This window comes from Streptomyces sp. SID5910 (assembly GCF_009862125.1).
In the GTDB taxonomy this organism is placed as follows: domain Bacteria; phylum Actinomycetota; class Actinomycetes; order Streptomycetales; family Streptomycetaceae; genus Streptomyces.
Genome location: NZ_WWHX01000927.1, coordinates 1 through 13,004, shown reverse-complemented (window position 1 = coordinate 13,004; position 13,004 = coordinate 1). Strand labels below are relative to the sequence as shown.

The window sequence follows — 13,004 nt, the reverse complement described above, 5'->3', positions numbered from 1 at the left end:
TCGAACTCGCGACCTCAACCTTGGCAAGGTTGCGCTCTACCAACTGAGCTACGTCCGCCTGTCGGTTCGGTCCGCTTGCGCGTCCCGGCGACGTGTTGAACTCTAGCGGATTCCGGAGCCAGTACAAAAACGCGTTTGTGCAGCGTGCTGCGGTGCCCCGGCGCACGGACCTGGTCAGGCCCCCCGGAAGGACACGTTCGGGTCACCTCGACGACACGCCGCCTAGACTCGGCCACGTGCTCCACCTCCCTCCCCTCGCCCGTTTCGGGGACCGTCTCGCCACCGGTCTGCTCGACGTCACGAGTGATCCCGCCGCCCTCGACTCCCGTGGCTTCTGGGCCGTGTGCGCCGACTTCGAGGGCCGTCTGACCTGCGCACGCTTCGCCGACGTGACGACGAGCGCCGTGCCCGCGCCGGTGCCGGGCCGGTGGCGGGGGCCGGCCGTCGGTGACTGGACGTCCTCCCTCGACCGCGACGCGTACACGGCCGCCGTGCGCCGCATCCGCGCGTACATAGCGACCGGCGAGGTCTATCAGGCCAACCTCTGCCGGGTGCTGTCGGCGCCCGTCGCCCCCGACGCCGACGTGGACGCCCTCACCGCGCTGCTCGCCCGCGGCAACCCCGCGCCGTACGCGGGGACGGTCCGGCTGCCCGGCCACGGGGTCGAGATCGCCACCGCCTCGCCCGAGCTGTTCCTGCGCCGGGACGGCCGGACCGTCGAGTCCGGGCCGATCAAGGGCACCGGACGCACCGAGGCCGACCTGCTGGACAAGGACTACGCCGAGAACGTGATGATCGTGGACCTGGTCCGCAACGACATCGGGCGGGTCTGCGCCACCGGCAGCGTGACGGTGCCCGACCTGTGCGCCGTGGAGAAGCACCCGGGACTGGTCCACCTCGTGTCCACCGTGCGCGGCGAGCTGCGCACCGGCGCCGGCTGGCCGGAGCTGTTCGGCGCCGCCTTCCCGCCCGGCTCGGTCACCGGCGCCCCCAAGTCGAGCGCCCTGCGGATCATCGAGGAGCTGGAGACCACGCCCCGGGGCCCTTACTGCGGCGGCATCGGCTGGGTCGACGCCGACCGGGGCACCGGCGAGCTGGCCGTCGGCATCCGCACCTTCTGGATCGACCGGACCGCGGGGCTGCTGCGCTTCGGCACCGGCGCCGGCATCACCTGGGGCTCCGACCCCGAGGGGGAGTGGCGGGAGACCGAACTGAAGGCGTCCCGGCTGCTCGCGGTAGCGTCGGGTGCGTACGAGGCGGACATCGGTGGAGAGGCGCAACAGACGTGAAGATCTGGCTCGACGGCGGATTGCAGGACATCGAGTCCGCCCGTGTCTCCGTGTTCGACCACGGGCTGACCGTGGGCGACGGCATCTTCGAGACGGTCAAGACGGTGGACGGCAGGCCGTTCGCGCTGACCCGGCACCTCGACCGGCTGGCCCGCTCGGCCCGCGGCCTCGGCCTGCCCGAACCCGACCTGGACCAGGTGCGCCGCGCCTGCGCCGCGGTCATCGAGGCCAACCCGATGCCGCTCGGCCGGCTGCGCGTCACCTACACCGGCGGCCACGGCCCCCTCGGTTCCGACCGCGGCGAGCACGGCACGACCCTCGTCGTCGCCCTCGGCGAGACGAGCCGCCGCCCCGACTCCACCGCCGTGATCACGGTGCCCTGGACCCGCAACGAGCGCGGCGCGCTCACCGGCCTGAAGACCACCTCCTACGCCGAGAACGTCGTCGCCCTGGCCCGCGCCCGCGAACAGGGCGCCACCGAGGCCCTGTTCGGCAACACGGTCGGGCAGCTGTGCGAGGGCACCGGGTCCAACGTCTTCGTCGTCCTCGACGGCGAGATCCACACCCCGCCGGTCGCCTCCGGCTGCCTCGCCGGCATCACCCGGGCCCTGGCCGTCGAGTGGACCGGCGCCCGCGAGACCGACCTCCCGCTGGACGTCCTGGAGCGCGCCGACGAGGTCTTCCTGACCTCCACCCTGCGCGACGTCCAGGCCGTGCACCGGATCGACGACCGCGAACTGCCGGGCGCACCGGGCCCGGTGACCGCCAAGGCCATGCGGATCTTCGAGGAGCGCTCCGGGGACGACCTCGACCCGTGACCGGCGATATTCGGCTGCTGCCGGGGCCGCGCCAGGGGTAGAACTCCCCTGATGACCACGACCCTGCGGCCGACCGAGCCGCTTCAGCGCGCGGCCGACGGGACCCGTTCACGCCGCTACCAGGTGTGCGTGAACAGCCGTCCCGTCGGCGCGATACACCTCGATACCTCCCCGGCCTTCGGCGACTCGGTGGCCGTGATCCACGAGCTGCGCATCGACGAACCCGACCGCCGGCGCGGCAGGGGCACGGTCGCCGCCCTCGCCGCGGAGGAGGTGGCCCGGAGCTGGGGCTGCCGGCAGATCCAGGTGAGCGTCACCGCCGACGACGAGGCAGGCCCCCACCTCGCCGGGGCGCTCGGCTACGTCCTGCGCACCCGCGGCATGGCGAAGCCGCTCGGCGACATCCCGCCCGCACTGCCGGCGGGCAGCAGCTCGCGCCCCATGTCGCCCGCCGAGTTCGACGCCTGGCAGACCTACCAGTCGGAGCAGTACGCCCGCACCTGGATGGACCAGGGCCTCCCGGAGGCCGAGGCCCGCGCCAAGGCCCGCAACGACCACCGCACCCTGCTGCCGCAAGGGCTGGACACCGAGAACATGCTGTTCAGCGTCCTCCAGCACGACGGCGACCGGGTCGGCATCCTGTGGCTGGCGCTGCGCGAGGACCAGGCCTACGTCTTCGACGTGGAGGCCGACGCGGCCCACCGGGGGCAGGGACACGGCCGGGCGCTGATGCTGCTCGCGGAGACCCAGGCGCTCGCCGCGGGCCGGCGCCTCGTCGGCCTGAACGTCTTCGTCGGCAACACCCCGGCCGAGCGGCTCTACGAGTCGCTCGGCTACGAGACCGTCCGGTACGGCTACTACAAGCCGCTGCTGTAGCGGCCGTGACGGGCGGCGGTTCAGGCCTCCGAGCCGGCCAGAAGCCGGTCCACGATCTCCTCGACGCGCTCGCGCAGCCCCTCCTGGCTCTTGCCGCCGTCCAGACGCTCGCCGCCGATCACGTACGTGGGCGTGCCGGTCACGCCGATCGCCTTGCCCTCGGCCTGGTCGGCGTCGACGATCAGAATGTGCCGGCCGTCGACGAGGGCGGTGTCGAACTCCTCCGCGTCCAGTCCCAGTTCCCGGGCCACCTCGACCAGGAAGGGCTCGCCCTTGCGGTCCAGCTCCGCGACCCGGCCCAGCACGGCCTCCACGTACGGCCAGCCCCGGCCCTGCTCCACGGCCTCCTCGGCGGCCTGCGCGGCGGCGAAGGCGTGCTTGTGCTTCTCCAGCGGGAAGTGCCGCAGCCGCACGTCGAGACGGTCGCCGTAGCGGGCGCGCAGGGCGCGGACGTCGTCCAGGGCGGTGTGGCAGTCCGGGCACTGCAACTCGCACCAGACGTCGAGAACGGGAACGGCGGCAGGCACGGGGGAGGAGTCGCTCATGCCCCCAGTCTCCCAGCCTCCGCGAGGGCGGCCCAACCGGACCCGGGGCGCCGCCGAGGTACGCCGTCACCGGCACCTGGGGAGGAAGCCGACCCCTAGATCTCCCTGATCTCGGGCCGGAGCGTGGCCCCCGCGGGCCCCGGCGGTGCAGGATGGAAGGGGCGGAAGTGCACATGCCCGACCGAGCGCCAGCCTGGAGGACCGGATGATTGCCGAGACCGTCTGCTCCGCGGTGTCCGCGGCCGGCCTGGGCATCGCGGCGGTCACCGCGTACCGCAGGCGATTCCTCACGGCCGCCCGTATCGCCGCGTACTCACTGATTCCGGTCGGCCTCGTGATGACGGGCGTCGTGGAGTGGCTCGCCGACACGGCCTTCAGCCCGACGGCCTGGGCCGGCTTCGGCGTGCTGGGCGTCGCCTGGCTGCTGTTCATGACCACGCGCGCCGTGGAGCGCCGCCGCGGCGGCACCCGCAAGGAACGCAAGGAGGCCCGGGCCGCCGCACAGCGCGACGCGGTCGCCCCGTCCGCCTCGAAACCCTCCCTGGGCGGCTCCGCAGCCACCCCCGCGTCGCCCCGGCCCGCGAGCGCGCCCCGCGGGGACGACGACTTCAGCGACATCGAGGCCATCCTGAAGAAGCACGGCATCTGAAACGACACAGCGGTCCGGGCCCGTCAGCGGGCGCTCCGGAACGATCACCATCCGGTCCGGACCTTGCGGAATTCAACGACCACCCGGTCCGCACGGGCGTGTTGATCGCGCCGGGCGGGTGCGCTGCGTCATCATCGCCGCGAGATGCCGGACCCGACTCAGCTGGACACACAGCTGGACACGAGACAGAGCGAAACCGCGCCACCGCAGGACGAACCGCGCGGCTGCCTCTTCGCCCTTTCCCAGCCACCGCTCATGATCTTCCTCGCGGTGATCGGGTGTCTGATCCTCATGGCTGCGTTGCACGACCTGCTGTTGCTGTGAGCCGTACCCGCGGTCCCCGGCGTCACCCGCCGGGGCCGTGTCGGCCCTTCTCAGCCCGTGGCCTCCTTGCGCCGCGCCCGGTACGCGGCCACGTGCAGCCGGTTCCCGCACGTACGGCTGTCGCAGTACCGCCGTGAGCGGTTGCGGGAGAGGTCGACGAAGGCGCGCCGGCAGTCGGGGGCCTCGCACCGGCGCAGCCGCTCCTGCTCCCCGGCGACCACGAAGAACGCCAGGGCCATGCCGCAGTCGGCGGCCAGGTGGTCGGCGACCGAGGCGCCGGGCGCGAAGTAGTGGATGTGCCAGTCGTAGCCGTCGTGGTCGGTGAGCCGGGGCGTGGTCCCGGCGGCGGCGACCAGTTCGTTGATCAGCCCGGCGGCGGCACGGGGCTCCGGGGCGGCGAAGACGGCGGCGAACCGTCCGCGGATCTTGCGGACCGCCGCGAGGTCCAGCTCCGAGAGGACGCCCACGTCGCTGATGTCGTGCGTCCCCACGAATTCCGCTAGGGCCGCGATGTCCGGCAGCCCGTCCTGCGCCGAGTCGTCCTCCGGCACGGTGTTCACCAGATCCACCACGGTGTCGAGCGCGCACCGGGTGTCGTGGGTGATCAGCACGTTCTGCTCCCTGGCCTGGGGGTCGGGCGCGGACGCCCGCCGATGCTGGCCGATGGTAGTGGCTCCCACGCCACCGGAACCGGCCTCGCCCACGTCCCCGTCCCGCGGTGCCAGATACAACGCGGCGGAACGCCCCTTGGTTCCCGCCGGTTCCCGCCCCCGCCCTTCCCGCACAGACCCGGCCCCCACGCCCCCGGGAACGCGCACCGGCGCCGCCCCGCGGGGGATCCGCGGTGGCGACGCCGGTGTGTGCCGTATGCGGTTGTCCGGGCCCGTGCCGTCACCCCGAGTCGACGGCGCCGGGCGGCTTCACGGGGCCTCGCCCTAGCTTTCCGCCAGGATGTGCGAGAGCTCCTGGTCGAGATCGAAGTGCCGGTGTTCCGTGCCGGGGGGCACGGCGGCGTCTGTGCGCTTCAGGAAGGACTCCAGGGCCCGCGCCGGGGCCTCGAGCAGCGCCTCGCCCTCCGGAGAGCTCAGGGCGATGCACACGACGCCCTGACCGTGACTGCGCGACGGCCAGACACGGACGTCGCCGGTGCCCGTGGGGCGGTGGAGACCTTCGGCGAGGAGGTCGCGGGCGAACACCCACTCGACGGTTTCCTCGGCTCCGGTGTGGAAGGTGGCGTGCACGGCGTAGGGGTCGGCCGTGTCGTACCGCAGGCCTGCGGGGACAGGCAGGGAGGACTCGCTCGACACAACGAGGCGCAGGTGCAGCTCGCAGCTGACCGTGGTGTTCATAAGCGCCAGGGCCTTTCGCTCAGTGTGCGCTCGGGGATTCGCACGTCGGCGAAATCGACATGCCACCTACGGTGCCGTTGTAAACCCCTCTGAGTGTTTTGCGTGCGTTTACGTAACTCTTCCGGCCGAAAGATCGTTCGCGCTGTGCGCCCATTCCGGTGACAGGTTTCGCTCCGGTAGTGTTTGGCCGTATGAACACGGGGAGTAACAAGCCCGGCGAGGCCGCCGTGGCGCCGGATCCGTCGGGGACGGAGGGCGCGCCGGACCAGCGCGCGCTCGGGTCGCGGGCACCGGAATTCATCAAGGCGCGCCGCGCCCTGCACGTCAGCTGGCAGGTCGGCGTCTTCGTCGTCGGGCTCGCGGTGGTCGTGGCCGGCATCATCATGCTGCCGCTGCCCGGACCCGGCTGGGTCGTGATCTTCGGCGGCATGGCGATCTGGGCGACCGAGTTCGTGTGGGCCCAGCTGGTGCTGCGCTGGACCAAGCGCAAGGTCACCGAGGCGGCGCAGCGCGCCCTCGACCCCAAGGTGCGGCGCCGGAACATCATCCTGACCTCGGTCGGCGTCGTGATCATCGGCGTGCTGGCCGGGATCTACCTGTGGAAGTTCGGTCTCCAGATGCCCTGGAAGATCAAGGACCAGTGATCCGCGGCGGGGTCGCGGCCGACCGGCCCCCGCTGGTCACGGGCACCCCCTGACATGGGGTAATGTTCTTCCTGCGTCCGGGCGATTAGCTCAGTGGGAGAGCGCTTCGTTCACACCGAAGAGGTCACTGGTTCGAACCCAGTATCGCCCACCGGATCAACAGGCGGCCCGGCTCACGATCGTGAGCCGGGCCGCTTCGTCATGTGTGCGTCCGGCCCGTACGGCCGTGCCTGCTCATGAAACGAATCAGCGAAGGCCGAGACGAGGAGCCGGAACGGTGACGATCCGTCACCGAGCGCAGCGCAGCGCCGGGACCTGGATCAAAGCCAAGGGCGGCTTCTCCGACTACTTCGACACCCGGGCCTCCGGGGTAAATCCACCGGACGTCTTCCAGAATGCCGGCACATTTCTCCGCAAATGCGAGGCGAAGAATGTCCTGCCCGGGCACACTCCACGCGTGGACTGGAACCATTACGTCTTCCGCAGCCTGTGGGCCCTGCCCGCACCACCCGCCGCCGTCTACCGCGAGCTGGAACGCATCGAGGACTACCCCCGCTGGTGGCCCCAGGTGCGCGACGTCACCCGCCTCGACACCACCACCGGGACCGTCCGGATCCGCTCCCTCCTCCCGTACGACCTCACCCAGACCGTCCGGGAGTCGCGCCGGGACCCGGAGGCGGGCGTGCTGGAGGTCTCCCTGTCCGGCGACATCGAGGGCCGGGCCCGCTGGACGGTCGCCCCCGACGGCACCGGCGGCAGCCGCGTCCGCTACGACCAGGAGGTCGACGTCCGCAAGCCCCTGCTGCGCCGCCTCGCCGTGCCCGGACGCCCCCTGTTCCGGGCCAACCACCGGCTGATGATGCGGGCGGGCCGGCGCGGACTGGCGGCCCGCCTGAACGCGGTTTGAAGTGAGCGTGCCGGTCACTGTATTGTTCAGTGCGTTCCCGGGCGATTAGCTCAGTGGGAGAGCGCTTCGTTCACACCGAAGAGGTCACTGGTTCGAACCCAGTATCGCCCACCGGGAAAAGCCGGTCCGTCACATGACGGACCGGCTTCTTCGTGTGATCACGCCTTCTCCGTGCGATCACGCCGCCGCCGGCAGATCCGGACGCAGCGGCCAGGCCGGGTCCACGGCCTCCTCCGTCCCGTTGAGCGCGAACCATGCCTGGAGCCCCCGGGCCTGCCCCGCGTGCCACACCGCCTGGAGCGTGTGCAGCTCGGCGGGGGAGAGGCGCTCCAGCCGGGACTGGAAGCGGCGCCCCACCGCCCGCACGACCCCCAGCGCGGCCTGCGCGTCGGCCGCCGCATCGTGCGCGCCCTCCAACTCGACGCCGTAGTGCGCACACAGGTCGGTGAGGGTGCGCCGGCCCTTGCGGTACCGGTCCAGGTGCTTGTCCAGCACCCGCGGATCGAGGACGTACAGCGACGCCCGCTCCATCCGCGCGGCCAGCGACGACGCCCGGTGGCGGCGCAACTCCCGGTCCAGCAGCGTCAGATCGAACGGCGCGTTCATCACCACCAGCGGCCGGCCGGCCCGGGCCTGCTCCGCCAGCGCCTCGGCTATCTCGTACATCACCGGCGCCGGCCAGCGGCCGTTGCGCTGCAGATGCTCCTCGGTCAGCCCGTGCACCGCCGTCGCCGACTCGGGCACCGGCACACCCGGGTTCACCAGCCAGCGGCTGACCCGGGGCCGCAGCCCCGGGGCGTCCTGGACGACCAGGGCCGCCGACACGATCCGGTCGGTCTCGACGTCCACACCCGTGGTCTCCGTGTCGAAGGCGGCCAGCGGCCCCTCGAACCAGCACGTCATAGGGCACTCAACTCCTCGTCCAAGCACGGCAGCTGACGCGCCGTCCTCTGTCCCGGTTCGGTGATACCCGGGCTGTTTGCGACGTACGCCGGAAGGACACAACAGGAGTACGGGTCTTTGCAGTTCAGCGACCCGCAGCGTGGTTACACCAGTTCTGGAAGGCTGTTGGCCATGGCCATAGCGCAGCCCGAACGGGGCGGGCTGCTGCCCGAGCTCACGGCGACCGTTCGCGGTTCCCTCGCCACCACCGCCTGCATGGAGACCTTGCAGGTCGGCTATCTGCACGCGGTCGCCGCGGCGGCCGGCTGCTCGTTGTCCCAGCCCTTCCCGGACAACGGCATCGACTGGCACGTCAGCCACAGCGCACCCGGGCACGTCGTCGACGACGAGGTCACCATCAAGGTGCAGCTCAAGGCGACCTACCAGATCCCGCCGAGCCCGCCGGGCCGCTTCTTCTCCTTCACCCTCGACAACGACCATCTGGCGAAGCTCGCCCGCACCCCGGTGTCGGTGCACAAGATCCTCGTCGTGATGATCGTCCCCCGGTCCCGGGACCAGTGGCTGCGCGCCGGCCACGACCGGCTGGACCTCAGGCACTGCTGCTACTGGACCAACCTCGCCGGACACCCCGTCACGGGCCGCCGGCGCACCACCGTGCGGATACCGACCGCGCGGGTCTTCGACGACCGGGCGCTGTGCGAGATCATGACGCGGGTCGGGACGGGAGGGAACCCATGACGCACCGCCCCACCCACGAGCCCCTGCGCCCCGTCCGGCCGCACCCCGCAGACACCGGCACCACCGCCTGGGACGGCAGCACCCCCGAGCCCGCCGCCGTCGACCCCGCCGTCCTCGCCGCCCTGCTGCACCGGCACGGCTGGCACCGGCGCGGCGGCGCCCCGGGCCGCTACGGCCGCTGGACCCCGCCCGGCCCCGGCGGCACCACCAGCCTCCTGGTGCCCGACAGCCGCGCCTTCCCCGACAGCGACGACCTGCTCGGCGAGGCACTGCTCGCCCTGTCCCGCAGCGGCACGCCCTCCGCCCGCGAGATCCTCGTCTCCCTCTCCGTCCCCAGCGACGAGATCCGCTGGTGGCGCGACCTGCCCACCGGCCCCGCCGGCACCGCGTCCTGGACGGTGGAGGAGCAGCTGCGCTCCGCCGCCCGGCGCGTCCTGCTCGCCGGCGCCCTCGCCACCCGCGCCCGAACCGGATACCACGGCGCCCGGCACCGCCGCTCCGCCGCCGCCTCTCTGGCGAACGTCCTGGTCGGCCCCGCCCCCGACGGCCGCCGCCTCACCGCCTTCGTGCCCGTCACCACCGGCCGCCCCCTCGCCGTCCGCCTCCACCACGCCCTGTTCGCCGCCCGCGAGGCCGTCGACTACCGGCGGGCCACCGGCGCCATGGACGCCTTCGACAGCGCCGTCGCGGCAGGCGTCAGCCACGAACTCACCGAGGCGCTCGTCACCCTCGTCCGCGGCACGGAGGGCGCCCGCGTCGCCGTCGCCTGGGCCCCGGCCGCCGGGGTTCCCGAGGGCTGCGCCGCCTTCGCCGAGCCCGTCGAGTTCTCGCCCGGCGACCTGCCCGCCCTGCGCGAGGCCGGCGCCCGCTACCTGCGCGCGGAGCCGTCCGTGCCGGTGCGGCTCACCGGCACGGTCGTGCGGATGCGCCGCACCGGGCCGCGCGGCGCCGGCACCGTACGGCTGCGGGTGCTGGCCGGGGCCGACGTCCCGCACGTGCGGATCACGCTGGACGAGGAGGCGTACCGGATCGCCGGACACGCGCACCTGGTCGGGCTGCCCGTGCGCGTGCTGGGCCGGCTGGAGAGCCGGGGCGGGTTCCGCCGCCTCACCGGCGCCTGCGAGGTGGCGCCCGTGCAGGTCGACGACGCCGAGCGGGACCGGCTGCTGAAGGACCTCCAGGAGAACCTGGACGTCTTCGGGGAGGCCTGCGGCGAGGAGTGATTTCGACCGGGGTGGTCCCGGGTCGGTACGATCGCCCTCATGCGTGCGCTCCGGTATGGCGCCGCAGCCCCACTTCAGTCAGGAGAGACCGGTGTCAGACGTCCGTGTGATCATCCAACGCGATTCGGAGCAGGAAGAACGCGTGGTGACGACGGGCACTACGGCCGCCGAGCTCTTCGCCGGCCGGCGCTCGATCATCGCGGCGCGTGTGGCCGGTGAGCTGAAGGACCTCGCCTACGAGGTCAAGGACGGCGAGACCGTCGAGGGCGTCGAGATCTCCTCCGAGGACGGCCTGAACATCCTGCGCCACTCCACCGCGCACGTCATGGCCCAGGCCGTGCAGGAGCTGTTCCCCGAGGCCAAGCTGGGCATCGGCCCGCCGGTCAAGGACGGCTTCTACTACGACTTCGACGTCGAGAAGCCCTTCCACCCCGATGACCTCAAGGCCATCGAGAAGAAGATGCAGGAGATCCAGAAGCGGGGGCAGAAGTTCTCCCGCCGCGTGGTCTCCGACGAGGACGCCCGCGAGGAGCTCGCCGACGAGCCGTACAAGCTGGAGCTGATCGGCCTCAAGGGCTCCGCGTCGCACGACGACGGCGCGGACGTCGAGGTCGGCGCCGGCGAGCTGACGATCTACGACAACCTGGACGCCAAGACCGGCGAGCTGTGCTGGAAGGACCTCTGCCGCGGTCCCCACCTGCCCACCACCCGCAACATCCCGGCGTTCAAGCTCATGCGCAACGCGTCCGCCTACTGGCGCGGCAGCGAGAAGAACAAGCAGCTCCAGCGCATCTACGGCACCGCCTGGCCCACCAAGGACGAGCTGAAGGCGCACCTGGAGTTCCTCGCCGAGGCCGAGAAGCGCGACCACCGCAAGCTCGGCAGCGAGCTGGACCTGTTCTCCATCCCGGAGCAGATCGGCTCCGGCCTCGCCGTCTTCCACCCCAAGGGCGGCATCATCCGCCGGGTCATGGAGGACTACTCGCGGCGCCGCCACGAGGAGGAGGGGTACGAGTTCGTCTACACCCCGCACGCGACGAAGGGGAAGCTCTTCGAGACCTCGGGCCACCTGGACTGGTACGCCGACGGCATGTACCCGCCCATGCAGCTCGACGAGGGCGTGGACTACTACCTCAAGCCCATGAACTGCCCGATGCACAACCTGATCTTCGACGCGCGTGGCCGTTCGTACCGCGAACTGCCGCTGCGCCTGTTCGAGTTCGGCACCGTGTACCGGTACGAGAAGTCGGGCGTCGTGCACGGCCTGACGCGGGCCCGCGGCTTCACCCAGGACGACGCGCACATCTACTGCACCCGCGAGCAGATGTCGGAGGAGCTGGACAAGACCCTCACCTTCGTCCTGAACCTGCTGCGCGACTACGGCCTGACCGACTTCTACCTGGAGCTGTCCACCAAGGACCCGGAGAAGTTCGTCGGCTCCGACGAGGCGTGGGAAGAGGCCACCGAGACGCTGCGCCAGGTCGCCGAGAAGCAGAACCTGGAGCTCGTGGCCGACCCGGGCGGCGCGGCGTTCTACGGCCCGAAGATCTCCGTCCAGGCGCGCGACGCCATCGGGCGTACCTGGCAGATGTCGACCATCCAGCTCGACTTCAACCTGCCGGAGCGCTTCGACCTGGAGTACACCGGCGCGGACGGCGCCAAGCAGCGGCCGGTCATGATCCACCGCGCGCTGTTCGGCTCGATCGAGCGCTTCTTCGCGGTGCTGCTGGAGCACTACGCGGGCGCGTTCCCGGCGTGGCTGGCGCCGGTGCAGGCGGTGGGCATCCCGATCGGGGACGCGCACGTCGAGTACCTGGAGGAGTTCGCCGCGGCCGCGAAGAAGCAGGGCCTGCGCGTCGAGGTCGACTCCTCCTCCGACCGCATGCAGAAGAAAATCCGCAACGCGCAGAAGCAGAAGGTGCCCTTCATGGTCATCGCCGGCGACGAGGACATGGCCAACGGGGCCGTCTCCTTCCGCTACCGCGACGGCTCCCAGGAGAACGGCATCCCCGTCGACGAGGCCATCGCGAAGATCGCGAAGGTCGTCGAGGAGCGGACGCAGGTCTGACCGTACGGACGGACCCAGGGCCCCCGGGAGCGATCCCGGGGGCCTTTCCCGTGGCCTCGGGTGACGCCATATGCTGCACGCATGACGAGTGAGCCGGAGCAGCAGATCGGAGTGGGGACGCAGGACGCGTTCCAGCGTCTGTGGACGCCCCACCGGATGGCCTACATCCAGGGCGAGAACAAGCCGAGCGGCCCCGGCGCCGACGACGGCTGTCCCTTCTGCTCGATCCCGGCCAAGTCCGACGAGGACGGGCTCGTCGTCCGGCGCGGCGAGCACGTGTACGCGGTGCTGAATCTGTACCCGTACAACGGCGGCCACCTGATGACCGTGCCGTACCGGCACGTCGCCGACTACACGGACCTCACCGACGCGGAGACGGCCGAGCTGGCGCTGCTGACCAAGCAGGCGATGACGGCCCTGCGGACCGCCTCCGGCGCCCATGGGTTCAACATCGGCATGAATCAGGGCACGGTGGCCGGCGCGGGCATCGCCGCGCATCTGCACCAGCACGTCGTCCCGCGCTGGGGCGGCGACACGAACTTCATGCCGGTCATCGGCCACACGAGAGTGCTGCCGCAGCTGCTGGGGGACACGCGGAAGATGCTGGCGGAGGCCTGGCCGGCGGTCTGACGCCGTCCCAGCTGCGGGCAGTCGTGCCGCTGGGGCGGCAC

At 71.7% G+C, this 13,004-nt stretch carries 15 protein-coding genes and 2 tRNA genes; 13 read left to right on the top strand and 4 right to left on the bottom strand.

The genetic code is table 11. The features are described from left to right. The first annotated feature begins 236 nt into the window (after positions 1 to 236). From GTW67_RS33025 to GTW67_RS33015, 3 genes are read left to right on the top strand one after another with little or no spacing between them, the layout of a single operon-like run. Positions 237 to 1,289 (top strand): chorismate-binding protein, encoded by a 1,053-nt coding sequence (locus tag GTW67_RS33025; RefSeq protein WP_161168429.1) that lies wholly within the window; start codon positions 237 to 239, stop codon positions 1,287 to 1,289. Next, a complete protein-coding gene (locus tag GTW67_RS33020; protein WP_161168428.1) occupies positions 1,286 to 2,107 on the top strand; it encodes an aminotransferase class IV in 822 nt (273 codons plus the stop codon). Before GTW67_RS33025 ends, GTW67_RS33020 begins: the two co-directional genes overlap by 4 nt. Positions 2,108 to 2,158: 51 nt before the next feature. Next, complete coding sequence (locus tag GTW67_RS33015) at positions 2,159 to 2,983, top strand: GNAT family N-acetyltransferase (RefSeq protein ID WP_161168427.1); 825 nt, start codon at positions 2,159 to 2,161, stop codon at positions 2,981 to 2,983. 20 nt (positions 2,984 to 3,003) lie between these two features. On the opposite strand, the gene GTW67_RS33010 is transcribed toward GTW67_RS33015, so the two are convergent. Beyond that, positions 3,004 to 3,528: a DsbA family protein gene (locus GTW67_RS33010; RefSeq protein ID WP_202438021.1), complete on the bottom strand. Its 525-nt coding sequence runs from the start codon at positions 3,526 to 3,528 to the stop codon at positions 3,004 to 3,006. Between the two features lie 205 nt (positions 3,529 to 3,733). Between GTW67_RS33010 and GTW67_RS33005 the strand changes: the two genes are divergently transcribed. Continuing rightward, positions 3,734 to 4,177 (top strand): hypothetical protein, encoded by a 444-nt coding sequence (locus GTW67_RS33005; protein WP_161168425.1) that lies wholly within the window; start codon positions 3,734 to 3,736, stop codon positions 4,175 to 4,177. A gap of 144 nt (positions 4,178 to 4,321) precedes the next feature. Continuing rightward, positions 4,322 to 4,501 carry a hypothetical protein gene (locus tag GTW67_RS33000; protein WP_161168424.1) on the top strand — a complete coding sequence of 60 codons (180 nt, stop codon included), beginning with the start codon at positions 4,322 to 4,324 and terminating at the stop codon, positions 4,499 to 4,501. Positions 4,502 to 4,551: 50 nt separating this feature from the next. Here GTW67_RS33000 and GTW67_RS32995 read toward each other — a convergent pair whose 3' ends face one another. Further along, entirely contained in the window at positions 4,552 to 5,112 is a 561-nt protein-coding gene (locus tag GTW67_RS32995) for a CGNR zinc finger domain-containing protein (protein WP_161168423.1), read from the bottom strand. A 324-nt stretch (positions 5,113 to 5,436) separates the two neighbouring features. Continuing rightward, positions 5,437 to 5,850 carry an SsgA family sporulation/cell division regulator gene (locus GTW67_RS32990; protein ID WP_004002642.1) on the bottom strand — a complete coding sequence of 138 codons (414 nt, stop codon included), beginning with the start codon at positions 5,848 to 5,850 and terminating at the stop codon, positions 5,437 to 5,439. A gap of 191 nt (positions 5,851 to 6,041) precedes the next feature. Between GTW67_RS32990 and GTW67_RS32985 the strand changes: the two genes are divergently transcribed. The 4 genes from GTW67_RS32985 (at position 6,042) to GTW67_RS32970 (ending at position 7,512) form a co-directional block, all read left to right on the top strand. After that, on the top strand, positions 6,042 to 6,494 hold the full coding sequence (locus GTW67_RS32985) for a TIGR02611 family protein (protein WP_161168422.1): 453 nt from the start codon (positions 6,042 to 6,044) through the stop codon (positions 6,492 to 6,494). A 79-nt stretch (positions 6,495 to 6,573) separates the two neighbouring features. Next, positions 6,574 to 6,645, top strand: a tRNA-Val gene (locus tag GTW67_RS32980). 306 nt (positions 6,646 to 6,951) lie between these two features. Next, the gene (locus GTW67_RS32975) at positions 6,952 to 7,401 is read left to right on the top strand and encodes an SRPBCC family protein (RefSeq protein ID WP_161168430.1); all 450 of its coding nucleotides are present in this window, start codon (positions 6,952 to 6,954) and stop codon (positions 7,399 to 7,401) included. A 39-nt stretch (positions 7,402 to 7,440) separates the two neighbouring features. Further along, positions 7,441 to 7,512 (top strand) — tRNA-Val (locus GTW67_RS32970). Positions 7,513 to 7,578: 66 nt separating this feature from the next. Here the strand turns inward: GTW67_RS32970 and GTW67_RS32965 are convergent. Next, complete coding sequence (locus GTW67_RS32965; RefSeq protein ID WP_161168421.1) at positions 7,579 to 8,304, bottom strand: 3'-5' exonuclease; 726 nt, start codon at positions 8,302 to 8,304, stop codon at positions 7,579 to 7,581. Positions 8,305 to 8,475: 171 nt separating this feature from the next. Between GTW67_RS32965 and GTW67_RS32960 the strand changes: the two genes are divergently transcribed. From GTW67_RS32960 to GTW67_RS32945, 4 genes are all read left to right on the top strand, one after another. Further along, on the top strand, positions 8,476 to 9,042 hold the full coding sequence (locus tag GTW67_RS32960) for a DUF4365 domain-containing protein (RefSeq protein ID WP_161168420.1): 567 nt from the start codon (positions 8,476 to 8,478) through the stop codon (positions 9,040 to 9,042). Next, positions 9,039 to 10,265, top strand: a complete 1,227-nt coding sequence (locus tag GTW67_RS32955; RefSeq protein ID WP_161168419.1) for a hypothetical protein — start codon at positions 9,039 to 9,041, stop codon at positions 10,263 to 10,265. The genes GTW67_RS32960 and GTW67_RS32955 overlap by 4 nt, the downstream gene beginning before the upstream one ends. Before the next feature lie 91 nt (positions 10,266 to 10,356). Beyond that, on the top strand, positions 10,357 to 12,333 hold the full coding sequence (gene thrS, locus GTW67_RS32950) for a threonine--tRNA ligase (protein WP_161168418.1): 1,977 nt from the start codon (positions 10,357 to 10,359) through the stop codon (positions 12,331 to 12,333). A gap of 81 nt (positions 12,334 to 12,414) precedes the next feature. Continuing rightward, a complete protein-coding gene (locus GTW67_RS32945) occupies positions 12,415 to 12,963 on the top strand; it encodes an HIT family protein (protein ID WP_161168417.1) in 549 nt (182 codons plus the stop codon). The last annotated feature ends 41 nt before the right edge of the window (positions 12,964 to 13,004 follow it).